Genomic DNA, 13,065 nt, shown 5'->3' on the forward strand with positions numbered 1-13,065 from the left:
TCGGCACTGACATTCATCGACACACTGTTGAGTTCTCAAAGAACACGCACACACCCAACACCCACAGGCAACACACCTGAAAGCATCGAGGGCAACTGTTCCAGCCTATCCCAGCTTGGTCTCGGACACAAGGCCCGACTCTTGGGGGACAAACCAACACTACACTTCAATCGCCAGCACCCGTACAACCTCGTTGCCACATCCGTGAAGACCTGGTCGGTGTCCGTCGCTCTGACTCGACAAAAGTTACGCGAGCGGATGCCGTCGCGCAAATCGGCAGGTAAAGGACCGCTCGAGCTGCATCGCCGCAGCTGAACAGCCAATAGTCCACAACAACACCGAGCCTGTGCCATGGACTGGCCACTGTGACGCTGACCATACCCGCGACGAAGTGGGCCGAAAGGATTCTCGTTTCCTACCCAGTCCAGTTGCTTGCCCGATCCCACGCCGTCCAAGGCCGCGTCAGCGGCGACCCGTGCCAGTCCCGTAGCCGGTCCATCAATGCCGCTGTCGCACAACGGTTCAGGCTCATCATCCATTCCAAGGAGCTTCACATTCGACTACGAAAAGGCGATCCGCTGCAGAGTTCGGTGACGTGATTCGGCTGGTCCACGCCCGGACCGAGGTCGGCAGCAGGCTCTGGTTCCCCCACCCACTCCCCCGTCGGGACGACTCCTGCCCACACCCCGCCGACCGCTAAGTCGACGTCGTCGTCAACCGGTCCGCCGTCGCGCGTTTTCACCGACGCCTCGTACAGCGAGAGTGCCAGCACCACCGTTGCGGCCAACTCCTTCTTGGTGTGGGCGCGAAGATGCTGACTCCGGCCCGGGGCCACCTGATCGACGATGGTATCGAGGGCGCGTCCCCGTTCACCGACATCGGTCACCAGCCGCGGTCGGCCCAACACAACTGCACTCCGGTAGTTCATGGAGTGATGAAATCCGGATCTCGCGAGCACCAAACCGTCGACGGTCGTGACAGTCACGCAGACGTCCACATTCGGGGCCGCCACCAGGCTCCGGGCCGCGACGGACCCGTGGAGATAGAGCGTTCCGCCGCGATCCGAACCGTCGAGGTCCACCCCGTACACCGTGGGAAGAACTCTGGGTGCGCCATCGATCACAACCCCGAGGTGGCAGATTCGGGCCGAGGAGAGGACATCGACCAGTTCGGCGCGATCGAGACGCGCTCGCGCCCGGCCCCGTCTGACGGTCGAGCGCTGCGTGGGGGAAAGTTCGATGTCGTCGATGCTCATGCGCTTGATGGTTCTCGAAAATTGGCTTACTGTCACGGTCCATTGGTGCTAGAGATTTGTAGGCCACTCGAAGGTAGGTCATGCTCCCGTCGTCGTTGATCATGTCGGTGGACCGCTCGGATCCGCGCACCCTGCCCGTCCAGATTGCCGACCGAATTCGCGCGGCGATCAGCGACGGGCAAGTGGCGCCAGACGTCCGTTTGCCCAGCAGCAGAGCACTTTCCGCAGAAATAGGCGTCGCGCGTGCGGTCGTCGAGAGTGCGTACGACCAATTGACTGCCGAGGGTTGGCTGCACGCACGGCGCGGATCCGGGACCTTTGTCCGACGCCTTCCTACCGACGGGCAGGCTACAAACCCGACGGGATCCAGACGCTCGACAACTGCAGTCACACCTTCAGTGCAAGGCCGAAGAATTCGATTGACCACCGGGACACCCTGGGTTCCCCAGATGTCCGCCGCATGGAAGCGCGCGTGGCGAGACGTCGGCAACGCGCAGCCTCCGCAGGCTTATCCGGATCCGCGAGGCGACACATATCTCCGTTCGGCGGTGGCCGAACTGCTGGGACGCGCACGTGGGCTGCACACCGACGCGGATTCCGTTGTGATCACGACCGGCAGCATGCACGGGATGAGTTTGTCGCTCGCTGTCCTGCGTGAGGACGGCGTCACTTCCCCACCTGTACTCGCCCACGAAAACCCCGGTTACCACGTCGCCACCTCGACTGCCCGCCGCTGGGGCTGGTCGATACACGACGTCGCTGTCGACGCCGACGGGCTAGTCACCCCCGAGCTCGATCGAGCGCCCAGTCGCACCCGAGCCGTCTACGTGACTCCGTCGCACCAGTACCCGACCGGCGGGTTGCTCACCGTCGGTCGTCGACGCGAGCTAGCGGATTTCGCTCGCACGCGTGACATCATGATCGTCGAGGACGACTACGATTCCGAATTCCGTTACGACGTAGCACCTTTGCCGACTGTGGCCGAATTCGCACCGGACCGGACCATCTATCTCGGCACAGTCGCCAAGACTCTCGGGGGTGGCATCCGGATCGGCTGGCTCGTGGCACCGCCGGACATCGTCGAGCAGATCGCCGAGTTGCGTATCGATCTGGGCGACTACCCGTCTCTGCCGGTTCAGCACGCTATGACCTCGTTGCTGCGCGACGGCGAATGGGACCGAACAGTCCGTGCGGCTCGCAGGCTCTACCGCGAGCGTGACAGACGTGTCGCGGCAGCGTTGGATCGATTCGGCGAACTCCGTGGGGTCGGCGCCGGAATGCACACCACCTTGTTGCTCGACCCGGGAGTTGCAGCTTCGGTGGCACTCGAGGCCGCGGCCGCAGGTGTCGACGTCGAGACGCTCGCGCGGTCCACACGTAGCGCCTCGCCGGTTGCCGGCTTGATCGTCGGGTACGGGTCGGTGTCCGACGACGAACTCAGCTATGCCCTCGACGTGCTGGTCGACGCGTTGATGCGGGTGATCTGATCCGCGTCAGTCCACCCGTTCGATGCTGCCGCCGAGATCGGTCAAGTTCTCGACGAACCGGGGATAGCCGCGGTCGATGTGATAGACATCGTGAACCTCGGTGACCCCGTCGGCGCACAGTCCCGCCAGGACCAGACCAGCGCCGGCTCTGATGTCCGAAGACCACACCGGAGCACTCGACAACTGCGGAACTCCACGCACGACAGCGTGATGCCCGTCGGTTCGAGCGTCCGCACCCAGCCGAATCATCTCCTCCACGAAGCGGAATCGAGCTTCGAACACGTTCTCGGTGATCATCGATGTTCCGTTCGCAACCGAAGCGAGTCCGATCGCCATCGGCTGCAGGTCGGTCGGGAAACCGGGGAATGGAAGCGTCGCGAAATTCACCGCGGTCGGCCGCTCGTGCTGAACGACCCGGAAGCCATCCGCTTCGGACGTCACCTCCGAGCCTGCCGCCCGGAGTTTGTCGAGAACCAGCGACAGATGCTTCGGATTCACGCCCCGCACACGGACATCGCCCCGGGTCATCGCAGCTGCAATTCCCCAAGTGGCCGCCACGATCCGATCACCGATCACCATGTGGGTGGTGGGCTTCAGCGATTCGACACCCTTGATGGTCAGCGTCGAAGTACCCGCACCGCTGACCTGAGCGCCCATCTTGTTGAGCATGTTGCATACATCGACGATGTCGGGTTCGCGCGCCGCGTTGTCGATGACGGTCTCGCCCTTGGCGAGGACCGCTGCCATCAGGATGTTCTCGGTCGCTCCGACAGACGGAAAGGCGAGTCGAATGTTCGCTCCGCGCAGTTCTTCTGCTTCGGCAACGACACACCCGTGTTGTATCTCGCTGTGCGCACCGAGCAACCGGAGTCCGGACTGATGCATGTCGAGTGGGCGCGAGCCGATGGCATCCCCACCCGGCAGCGCTACCACCGCGCGCTTGCAGCGCGCAACCAACGGACCCAGTACGCAGACCGACGCCCTGAACTGTGTCACCGCCGGAAAGTCCGCACGATGGGTCGGTTCGGCGGGCGTCGTTATGTGCACGACCGAGCCTTCGAGCACGACGTCACACCCGAGTCCGCGTAGGACCTCCGCCATCAGCGGTACGTCGAGAATGTCGGGGCAGTTGGTGATCGTGCTCGTACCCTCTGCCAGAAGCGCCGCTGCCATCAGCTTGAGGACGCTGTTCTTCGCCCCGCCGACCGACACCTCGCCGACGAGTCGGCTACCACCGGAGACCAAAAAGCGTTCACTCACAGTTCGACAGCGTAGCCACGACCCGATGGTCCGGGCCGAGCGGTACCGTAGCGCCATGGCTGTGCACTTGACTCGGATCTACACTCGCACCGGTGACGACGGCACGACCGGATTAAGTGACTTCTCCCGCGTACCGAAGAACGACCCACGCGTCGTCGCCTACGCCGACTGCGACGAGACGAATGCGAGCCTCGGAGTCGTTCTGGCACTGGGCAATCCGTCGTCCAAGGTCGTTCAGATCATCCGTACCATCCAAAGCGACCTGTTCGACGCCGGTGCAGACCTGTCCACACCGGTGGTCCACGAGCCGAAATATCCCCCGCTGCGCATCGACCAGACTTACATCGACCGACTCGAAGGGTGGTGCGACGAGTTCAACGAGGAGCTCGAGCCCCTCACATCCTTCATTTTGCCTGGTGGAACCCCTCTGGGCGCCTTGCTGCACGCCGCCCGGACAGTAGCCCGTCGCGCTGAACGCGCGGCATGGGCAGCCGTCGAAGCGAGCCCGGACGACACGAGCACATTGCCGGCGAAATATCTGAACAGACTGTCGGACCTACTGTTCATCCTGAGCAGACATGCAAACCCCGCGGGTGACGTCCAATGGGTGCCGGGAGCATCACGCTCCACCGACGGATAAGAACTAAGCGGCCGGTCGACCGCGCCGTGAGCGGCCCGACGGACGGGATTCGAGCCAGGACATGAACGCCGTCAGCGCTCCCCTGTCCAAAGCGATCTCGAAATGTCGACCATGGTCGGTGAGTTCGAGAACCGCGATCTCGTCGGCCATGATGTCGAACTCGTCTGCCCGAGGCTTCCGGCGCTCACCCACTTCGATGCCCTGACGGGTCATCCGGTGATCCGGTCCCGGCCGAAGGCTCGACAGTTTGAAGAAGACGAGAGTGTTGTCGCCGTAGCGGATGACACCGTGCCGCCAGCCGCTACCACCAGCCGACGGAGTAACCCGCATGATCGCAGCGGTGCCACCACGGCGAAGAATGGTCAGACGATACAGAAAAGCCGCGACGAGGCCTGCGAGCAGCACAACCAGGATGATCAGAACGATCACTCCGATGTGCATCTCGCTGGCCCCGTCGCGGCTTTCTCGTGAAACCTAGGCCCGCTCAGCGGCGCGAATTCGGCCCTTCGCCATTGCGAGTGCCTCCTTGTCGTCACCGCCCGCGTCCAGTATCGCTCGAGCTGCATCGACGTCGATGTCCTTGGCGAAGTCCGCAGACTCCGCAAGGACAGTGACGGCTTTACCCGTCACGGACAGGAATCCACCGTGTACAGCCGCAACGATTCGCTCGCCGTCGACTGTGGTGATGGAGACCGTGCCTGCCTCGACCAGCTGGCCGAGGACCGGCTCGTGACCGGCCATGATGCCGATCTCGCCTTCCGTGGTCTGAGCGCTCACCAGGGTCGCGTTGCCGGACCACAGTTTCTGCTCGACCGCGACGAGGGAGACCTCCATGCCGTTCGTTTCCGAAGAAGTCACGTCGGGCTACTTTCCGGCGATCTTCTTGGCTGCTGCCTCGACGTCGTCGAGACCACCACAGCTGTTGAATGCCTGCTCGGGAAGGTGGTCGTACTCACCCTTGGTGACCTTGTCGAACGCCTCGATGGTGTCGGACAGCGACACGACCGAGCCTGGCTCACCGGTGAACTTCTCCGCGACGATGAAGTTCTGGCCGAGGAACTTCTGGAGGCGGCGTGCACGGCCGACCAGAACCTTGTCCTCTTCCTGGAGCTCGTCCATACCGAGGATGGCGATGATGTCCTGCAGTTCCTTGTACTTCTGCAGGATGCGCTTCACCTCGTTGGCAACGCGGAAGTGCTCTGCACCGACGATGCCGGGCTCGAGGATTCGCGACGTCGAGCTCAGCGGGTCCACAGCGGGGTAGATACCCATCTGCGAAATCGGACGCGACAGCTCGGTCGTTGCGTCGAGGTGGGCGAACGTCGTCGCAGGCGCCGGGTCGGTGTAGTCGTCGGCGGGAACGTAGATCGCCTGCAGCGAGGTGATCGAGCGTCCACGGGTCGAGGTGATGCGCTCCTGGAGCTCACCCATCTCGTCCGCCAGCGTCGGCTGGTAACCCACGGCAGAAGGCATACGTCCCAGCAGGGTCGATACCTCGGAACCTGCCTGCGTGAAGCGGAAGATGTTGTCGATGAAGAGCAACACGTCCTGGCCCTGCACATCGCGGAAGTACTCCGCCATGGTCAGTGCGGACAGGGCGACGCGCATACGCGTGCCGGGCGGCTCGTCCATCTGACCGAAGACAAGGGCGGTGTCCTGGAGGACGCCCATCTCTTCCATCTCGAGGTGAAGGTCGGTGCCCTCACGAGTGCGCTCACCGACGCCTGCGAACACCGAAGTACCGGAGAACTCGCGGGCGATACGGGTGATCATTTCCTGGATCAGAACGGTCTTGCCGACACCGGCACCACCGAACAGTCCGATCTTTCCACCCTTGACGTACGGGGTGAGAAGGTCGATGACCTTGATGCCGGTCTCGAGGATCTCGGTCTTGCCTTCGAGCTGATCGAAGGCTGGTGGCTTGCGGTGGATGCCCCACTGCTCACCGTCGCGACCGAGGCCCGGGGTGTCGAGGCAGTCACCGAGGGCGTTGAAGACGTGACCCTTGACGACGTCGCCGACGGGAACCGAGATCGGCTTGCCACTGTCCACGACGTCCGTGCCGCGGACGAGTCCGTCGGTCGGCTGCATGGAAATGGTGCGGACCAGATTGTCACCGAGGTGCTGTGCGACCTCGAGCGTCAGGGTCTTGGCCACGGTCGGCAGAGTGATCTCTGCGTTGAGGGCGTTGAACAGGGCGGGGATGGAGCCGCGCGGGAACTCGACGTCCACAACGGGGCCGATGACCCGAACGACACGGCCGGACTGTGTGCCCGCTCCGCTCGCGTTCTCTTGGGCTACTGCTGCGGTCATTGCTTAGTCACTTCCTGCGCTGTCAGCCAACGCGTTTGCGCCACCAACGATTTCGCTGATTTCCTGGGTGATCTGGGCTTGCCGAGCCTGGTTGGCCTGACGGCTCAGGTTCTCGACCAATTCGTTCGCGTTGTCCGTTGCCGCCTTCATGGCAGTACGGCGCGCGGCCGACTCGGACGCAGCCGCATCGAGCAACGAGGAGTAGATCCTCGTGCTGATGTACTTCGGCAGCAGAGCCGACAGAAGCGTTCCGGCCTCGGGCTCGAAGTCGTACTGGGCCTGCACATCCGAAGCCGAGGGCGAATCGGTGAGCGCATCTGCGCCCATCTGAATCTCCTCGTCGGTGTACGAGATCTCCAGCGGTGCCATCCGGCGAACTTCGGGCTTCTGCGTCAACATCGACACGAAACGTGTGTAGACGATGTGCAGTTCGTCGACGCCCTCGATGGTGCCTTCACCATTGGGGGCGTCCACCTCGGAGCCGGATCCCGCCATGAACAGCTCGACCAGATGCCTGCTGGCCTTTGCCGCGTCGGCGTAGCCGGGCTCCTGCGAGAAGCCCGTCCATGCACCCTTCACGTCGCGCTCGCGGAAGGTGTAGTAACCGAGCCCCTTCGCGCCGAGCACGTAGATGACCGGGTCCTTACCCTCCTTGCGCAGAAGCTGGAACAGCTCCTCCGCTTCCTTGAGGACGTTGGAGTTGTAACCACCGCACATGCCGCGGTCGCTGGTCACAACCAGGACAGCCGCACGCTTGGGTTCGGCGCGCTCGTTCAGCAACGGGTGATCGAGCGAACCCGAAGCACTGGCCAAAGCCGAGAGCACTTTGGTGATCTCTTCCGCGTACGGCTTGGAGGCCGCAACACGAGCCTGCGCCTTGGTGATTCGCGACGTGGCGATCAGTTCTTGCGCTTTGGTGATCTTCTTCGTCGAGTTGACCGACTTGATCCGGGAACGCAGCTCGAGAATGCTTGCCATCAGCTGTTCACGCTCCCTTCTTTGCTCGTCTTGTCACCTGTCATCGCCGGCCTACTTGCTGACTGTCTTGCGGGTGACGTTGACCTGCTCCTGGCTGACCTCGTCCGGGTTCAGCGTGTCTGCCTCGGCCTCGTTGACGACGGTGTTGCCCTCGGAGTCGAGGAAGCCTGCCTTGAACTTCTCGGTGGCTTCGAGGAGCGCCTTCTGCGTGTCGTCGTCCAGTGCCTTGCCGCCGGCAATGTTGTCGTACACGCCGCTGGCGTTGCGGTGCAGATCCTCGAGCAACTCGCTCTCGAAGCGACGCACGTCGCCGACGGGAACCGAGTCGTAGGTGCCCTGACCGGCGAGCCAGATCGACACGATCTGATCTTCGACGGCAACCGGCGAGTACTGATCCTGCTTGAGCAGCTCGACCAGACGCGCACCACGCTCGAGCTGAGCCTTGGAGGCAGCGTCGAGGTCGGAGGCGAACGCGGAGAAGGCTTCGAGCTCACGGAACTGAGCCAGCTCGAGACGCAGTGAGCCGGATACCTTCTTCATGCCCTTGGTCTGCGCGGCGCCACCGACTCGGGAGACCGAGATACCGACGTTGATAGCTGGACGAACACCCTTGTTGAAGAGGTCCGACTCGAGGAAGACCTGACCGTCGGTGATCGAGATGACGTTGGTCGGGATGTACGCCGAGACGTCGTTTGCTTTGGTCTCGATGATCGGCAGAGCCGTCAACGATCCGCCACCGAGCGCGTCGGACAGCTTGGCCGAACGCTCCAGCAGACGGGAGTGCAAGTAGAAGACGTCACCTGGGTATGCCTCGCGGCCCGGCGGACGACGCAGCAGCAGCGAGATGGCGCGGTACGCCTCGGCCTGCTTGGTCAGGTCGTCGAACACGATGAGGACGTGCTTGCCCTGGTACATCCAGTGCTGGCCGATGGCCGAGCCGGTGTACGGAGCGAGCCACTTGAAGCCGGCCGAATCGGATGCCGGAGCCGCGACGATGGTCGTGTACTCGAGTGCACCCTGCTCTTCGAGCGCAGCCTTGACGCCTGCGATCGTGGAGCCCTTCTGACCGATGGCGACGTAGATGCAGCGAACCTGCTTCTTCTCGTCGCCGGACTCCCAGTTGGCCTTCTGGTTCAGGATGGCGTCGATGCAGACGGCGGTCTTGCCGGTCTTGCGGTCGCCGATGATGAGCTGACGCTGTCCGCGGCCGATCGGCGTCATGGCGTCGATGGCCTTGATGCCGGTCTGCAGCGGCTCTTCGACCGGCTGGCGCTCGAGTACCGAGGCGGCCTGCAGTTCGAGAGCGCGGTTCTCGCTGGACTCGATGTCGCCCAGCCCGTCGATCGGCTGACCGAGGGGGTTGACGACGCGGCCGAGGTAGCCGTCGCCGACCGGTACGGACAGAACGTCACCGGTGCGCTTGACTTCCTGGCCTTCTTCGATGTGCTCGTAGTCACCGAGGATGACGGCACCGATTTCGGTGGCATCCAAGTTGAGCGCAACACCGAGAACGCCGCCGGGGAATTCCAGCAGCTCGTTGGACATCGCCGACGGAAGACCGGACACGTGAGCAATTCCGTCGCTCGTGTCGGTAACCGTGCCGACCTCCTCGCGGGAGGACTCCGGTGAGTAGCTCGCGGTGAAGTTCTCGATCGCGCTACGGATCTCGTCGGAGGAGATCGTCAGCTCCGCCATATTTTTTCCTGCTCTTCCTTCAATGATCGCGGTATTAAAGGCTTCCGAAATTTCGAAACGCCTCTTCGTCAAGACTGTGGTGCCGTACTCGTACTACTTGAGCGTCTTTCGCAATGCAGCGAGGCGGCCTGCCCCACTACCGTCGATGACCTCGTCGCCGATTCGGACCACAAGTCCGCTGAGCAGTTCGGCATCGACCTCGACATGGACGGTGACGGGCTTGCCGTAGGTACGCGTCAATGTCGCGGTCAGCTTCTCGAGCTGACTGTCACTGAGGGGTGCCGCACTGCGCACGTGCGCCACAGCTCGGTCGCGGACCTGCGCTGCCAGTCCTGCCAGTTCGTCCAGTGCATCGGCAGGTGCCGCTTTACGGAGACGACTGACCGCCTGGATCGCCAACGCCTCGGTAACCGCGGTCACCTTGCCGTACAGCAGACGTCCGAGCAGCTCACGCTTGGCTTGAACAGGCTTGCCGAGATCCGACAGTGCCTGCTCGAGCTGCGGGTTGGCTGCAACGATCCGGCCGAGACGGAACAGCTCGTCCTCGACGGTATCGAGCTGATCCTGGTCGGCTGCGGCGCGAAGCAGAGCTTCCCGGCCCAGTACGACCAGTGAGTTCAGCAAATCCGATGCCTTGGACCAGCTCTCCGTGACAGCGGTCTTCAGGATTTTCGAGGTGATCTCCGAAACCTGTCCGGCGAAGAGTTCCTCCGCCAGCGCGCTGCGACGTTCCGCGGAAACCGAGGCGTCGGACAGCGCGGTACGCAACGTGCGCTGTCCGTCGAGGGTCTCCACGACAGCGAAGAGCTCTGCACCGGTCTGCGCGGCAGCAGCAGTTGCTTGCCCTGCCGACGCAGACCCGAGCGCATCGTTCGCAACCGAACGCGTGCGGGCCAGAGCCTCACGAGAAGTTGCGTACATGGTTATCTCACTTTCCCGCTGCAGAATCAGCGGTGACGGAGTCGAGTTCGCTCAGGAAGCGGTCGATGGATCCAGCACGCTTCGCCTCATCGGACAGCTGTTCGCCGATGACCTTCTCGGCGAGTTCGACTGCCGTGCGTCCGAGGTCGCTACGGAGTTCCGTAACGATCTGCTGACGCTGAGCAACGAGCTGGCTGTGGCCTGCGGCCACGATCCGGTCGCTTTCCTCCTGCGCCTTCGTCTTCAACTCGGCGAGGATGGCCTGTCCCTGAGCGCGCGCGTCCTCACGGATTTGCGCGGCTTCGTGACGAGCGTCGGCGAGCTGCTTCTGGTACTGCTCGAGAGCAGCCTTGGCCTCCGCCTGAGCCTCTTCGGCCTTCTTGATGCCGCCTTCGATCAGCTCGCTACGCTGCGTCAGGACTTCTTGGAACTTCGGGAGGATGTACTTCCAGAAGACGAAGCCGATGACAGCGATGCAGACCGCAGACCAAACGATGTCGTAAGTCGCGGGGAGAAGAGGATTGATGTCCTCGCCTTCCGCCGCGGCCAAGAACGCGATGTCGGTTGCCATGTCGGATTAACCGAACAGGAAGCCGGCGACGATACCGATCAGCGCGAGCGCTTCGGTGAACGCGATGCCGAGAAACATGTTGGTACGGATGGTGCCCTGGAGCTCAGGCTGACGGGCGATGCCCTCGATGGCCTTGCCGACCACGATGCCTACACCGATGCCAGGTCCGATGGCAGCGAGGCCGTAACCGATTGCACCGTATCCAGCGCCGGTCACCGTGCTGGTCGTTTCCTGTGCCAGGTACGCGAGGCTCATTTGAATTCCGTTCCCTTTCTGTTGCCCATCACCGGTCGGTGCGTGGGTCAGGTAGATCTTGTCGTCGTGCGGTCTAGTGAGAGTCGGCGTGCAGCGCGAGGTCGATGTACACCGCGGTGAGCAGCGCGAACACGTATGCCTGCAGTCCGATGACGAGCATCTCGAACAGCGTGAAGCCGAAACCTGCTGCAAGCGAGAACAGGCCGAAGATCTTCATTCCCGCCGCGGCCTGGAAGAAGAAGAACTGGGTCGCGCTGAAGAACAGCACGAGCATGAGGTGACCGGCGAGCATGTTGGCCATGAGACGCACGGTGAGCGTGAACGGTCGAAGAATGAACGTCGAGATGAACTCGATCGGGATCAGGATGATGTGCAACGCCCACGGAACGTCGGGGACGACGACGCTGCTCTTGACGTACTTGAAGAAGCCGTACTTCTTGATTCCCACGTAGTTGAACGTCACGTAGGCGATCAACGCGAGCACGATCGGCATACCGATTCGCGCGTTCGGAGAGATGTTCAGGAACGGGATGATTCCGGACATGTTCATGAACAGCACGGCGAAGAAGATCGTCATGATGATCGGCAGGAAGCGCTTACCCTGCTCCTTGCCGAGGATCTCGTCCGCGATCTGAATCTTGACGAAGTCCAGCATGTACTCGACGACGTTCTGGAGTCCCCGTGGCACGACTTTCGCACCGCGCATCGCGACCGCGAACAACACGACCAGCACGAGGGTCATGAGGATGCGAATGAGCATCAGTCTGTCCAGTTCGAAGGGTGTGCCCTCGAACAAGATAGCGGGAGGAAAGAAGTCGGATAGTGACGGCGGAGTGAACTCCGCAGCCAGGTTGGTGACGCTCAGCGGTCTCTCCCGTGTTCGGGCCGCAGACGCCAAACGACTGCGGTTCGATCGGACATTGACGATCTATCAAGTCGACGATATCGGCTCGAGGTCGTCAGCAGCTGAGGCCTGGTCTTCACTGGCCAGCGTCTGTCGGGTGTCGGCGACTCACGTCGACTCGGTAACTCTTCGAACGCGTCTGTAAGTGATCTCACGCGACGTCGGTTACCTGTGAGGGCTTTCTTGCCGCGCGATATGTCCTGTTCGCGACAGTCGACCCTCACTTGGTCGGAACTTTATCAACACAACTACGACGTTGTGTAGGTGGGGCTGTTTCTTGACCGATTACGACCGTTCGTCGTACTACACACCGTCGGACTCGGTGTTGTCCGACTTGTCGTCGACGTACGGAGCCTTGGTCCGCACCACGCCGTAGACCTCCGCTCCGAGTACGAGAACCAGAGCGGCAACCACTACGAGCGCCAACGACTTCTTGCTGTAGAAATCCATGTCCTTCAGTACCGCCAGGACCACCACGGCGAGCAGCATCTTGACGATCCACCCGCCGAGCAGCACTGCACCGGCCATGGTCGGCGGAATCTTCGAGGTGAGCGCGATGGACAACGCAGTGGTGAGAATGAACCCGCCACCGAGCGCCGCACCGATGAGCGCTCCCCACAGGCCGGGAAGTCCAGCGACCAGCGTCGCGATGACGGCACCGAGCACGGTCAACACCGCCAGACCGATGATGCCGTAGCGAACTGCAGCACGCATCGAGTCGGATTGATCGGGCACCGGCGCAGGAGAGAAGCTCACAGACGCACAGACTACCCAGCCACGTCGGGC

At 62.6% G+C, this 13,065-nt stretch carries 16 protein-coding genes; 4 read left to right on the forward strand and 12 right to left on the reverse strand.

All coding sequences use genetic code 11. The features are described 5' to 3' along the window. On the forward strand, positions 1-315 hold a 315-nt coding region (locus ACODSO_RS14705; protein ID WP_489037491.1), incomplete at its 5' end, for a hypothetical protein. A gap of 235 nt (positions 316-550) precedes the next feature. On the opposite strand, the gene ACODSO_RS14710 is transcribed toward ACODSO_RS14705, so the two are convergent. Beyond that, a complete protein-coding gene (locus tag ACODSO_RS14710; protein WP_489037492.1) occupies positions 551-1,255 on the reverse strand; it encodes a pyridoxamine 5'-phosphate oxidase family protein in 705 nt (234 codons plus the stop codon). A gap of 80 nt (positions 1,256-1,335) precedes the next feature. Here ACODSO_RS14710 and pdxR point away from each other — a divergent pair, with 80 nt between their 5' ends. After that, positions 1,336-2,742, forward strand: a complete 1,407-nt coding sequence (pdxR, locus tag ACODSO_RS14715) for a MocR-like pyridoxine biosynthesis transcription factor PdxR (RefSeq protein WP_489037494.1) — start codon at positions 1,336-1,338, stop codon at positions 2,740-2,742. Positions 2,743-2,748: 6 nt separating this feature from the next. Here the strand turns inward: pdxR and murA are convergent, their stop codons facing one another. Next, the gene (murA, locus tag ACODSO_RS14720; RefSeq protein ID WP_489037495.1) at positions 2,749-4,002 is read right to left on the reverse strand and encodes a UDP-N-acetylglucosamine 1-carboxyvinyltransferase; all 1,254 of its coding nucleotides are present in this window, start codon (positions 4,000-4,002) and stop codon (positions 2,749-2,751) included. A gap of 55 nt (positions 4,003-4,057) precedes the next feature. On the opposite strand from murA, the gene ACODSO_RS14725 reads away from it, so the two are divergent. Beyond that, entirely contained in the window at positions 4,058-4,642 is a 585-nt protein-coding gene (locus ACODSO_RS14725) for a cob(I)yrinic acid a,c-diamide adenosyltransferase (protein ID WP_489037496.1), read from the forward strand. Positions 4,643-4,645: 3 nt separating this feature from the next. Here ACODSO_RS14725 and ACODSO_RS14730 read toward each other — a convergent pair whose 3' ends face one another. From ACODSO_RS14730 to atpB, 9 genes are all read right to left on the reverse strand, one after another. Continuing rightward, positions 4,646-5,083: a DUF2550 domain-containing protein gene (locus ACODSO_RS14730; protein WP_489037497.1), complete on the reverse strand. Its 438-nt coding sequence runs from the start codon at positions 5,081-5,083 to the stop codon at positions 4,646-4,648. A 33-nt stretch (positions 5,084-5,116) separates the two neighbouring features. Then, on the reverse strand, positions 5,117-5,476 hold the full coding sequence (locus tag ACODSO_RS14735; RefSeq protein WP_489037593.1) for a F0F1 ATP synthase subunit epsilon: 360 nt from the start codon (positions 5,474-5,476) through the stop codon (positions 5,117-5,119). Between the two features lie 30 nt (positions 5,477-5,506). Further along, on the reverse strand, positions 5,507-6,955 hold the full coding sequence (atpD, locus tag ACODSO_RS14740; RefSeq protein WP_068370090.1) for a F0F1 ATP synthase subunit beta: 1,449 nt from the start codon (positions 6,953-6,955) through the stop codon (positions 5,507-5,509). A 3-nt stretch (positions 6,956-6,958) separates the two neighbouring features. Then, complete coding sequence (locus ACODSO_RS14745) at positions 6,959-7,933, reverse strand: F0F1 ATP synthase subunit gamma (RefSeq protein ID WP_489037498.1); 975 nt, start codon at positions 7,931-7,933, stop codon at positions 6,959-6,961. 51 nt (positions 7,934-7,984) lie between these two features. Further along, on the reverse strand, positions 7,985-9,628 hold the full coding sequence (gene atpA, locus ACODSO_RS14750; RefSeq protein ID WP_068370095.1) for a F0F1 ATP synthase subunit alpha: 1,644 nt from the start codon (positions 9,626-9,628) through the stop codon (positions 7,985-7,987). A gap of 93 nt (positions 9,629-9,721) precedes the next feature. Continuing rightward, positions 9,722-10,549 carry a F0F1 ATP synthase subunit delta gene (locus tag ACODSO_RS14755; protein WP_068370098.1) on the reverse strand — a complete coding sequence of 276 codons (828 nt, stop codon included), beginning with the start codon at positions 10,547-10,549 and terminating at the stop codon, positions 9,722-9,724. Positions 10,550-10,556: 7 nt separating this feature from the next. Next, positions 10,557-11,120, reverse strand: coding sequence for a F0F1 ATP synthase subunit B (locus ACODSO_RS14760; protein ID WP_068370101.1), 564 nt, complete (start codon positions 11,118-11,120; stop codon positions 10,557-10,559). A 6-nt stretch (positions 11,121-11,126) separates the two neighbouring features. After that, positions 11,127-11,375 (reverse strand): ATP synthase F0 subunit C, encoded by a 249-nt coding sequence (locus tag ACODSO_RS14765; RefSeq protein ID WP_068370103.1) that lies wholly within the window; start codon positions 11,373-11,375, stop codon positions 11,127-11,129. 73 nt (positions 11,376-11,448) lie between these two features. Continuing rightward, positions 11,449-12,225 carry a F0F1 ATP synthase subunit A gene (gene atpB, locus ACODSO_RS14770; RefSeq protein WP_489037594.1) on the reverse strand — a complete coding sequence of 259 codons (777 nt, stop codon included), beginning with the start codon at positions 12,223-12,225 and terminating at the stop codon, positions 11,449-11,451. Here atpB and ACODSO_RS14775 point away from each other — a divergent pair. After that, positions 12,128-12,424, forward strand: a complete 297-nt coding sequence (locus tag ACODSO_RS14775; protein ID WP_231912356.1) for a hypothetical protein — start codon at positions 12,128-12,130, stop codon at positions 12,422-12,424. The two genes, atpB and ACODSO_RS14775, sit on opposite strands and share 98 nt — an antisense overlap. Before the next feature lie 158 nt (positions 12,425-12,582). Here the strand turns inward: ACODSO_RS14775 and ACODSO_RS14780 are convergent, their stop codons facing one another. After that, positions 12,583-13,035: a Cg1360 family ATP-synthase-associated protein gene (locus ACODSO_RS14780; protein ID WP_489037499.1), complete on the reverse strand. Its 453-nt coding sequence runs from the start codon at positions 13,033-13,035 to the stop codon at positions 12,583-12,585. Positions 13,036-13,065 lie beyond the last annotated feature (30 nt).

Source organism: Rhodococcus sp. FG69 (genome assembly GCF_057808915.1).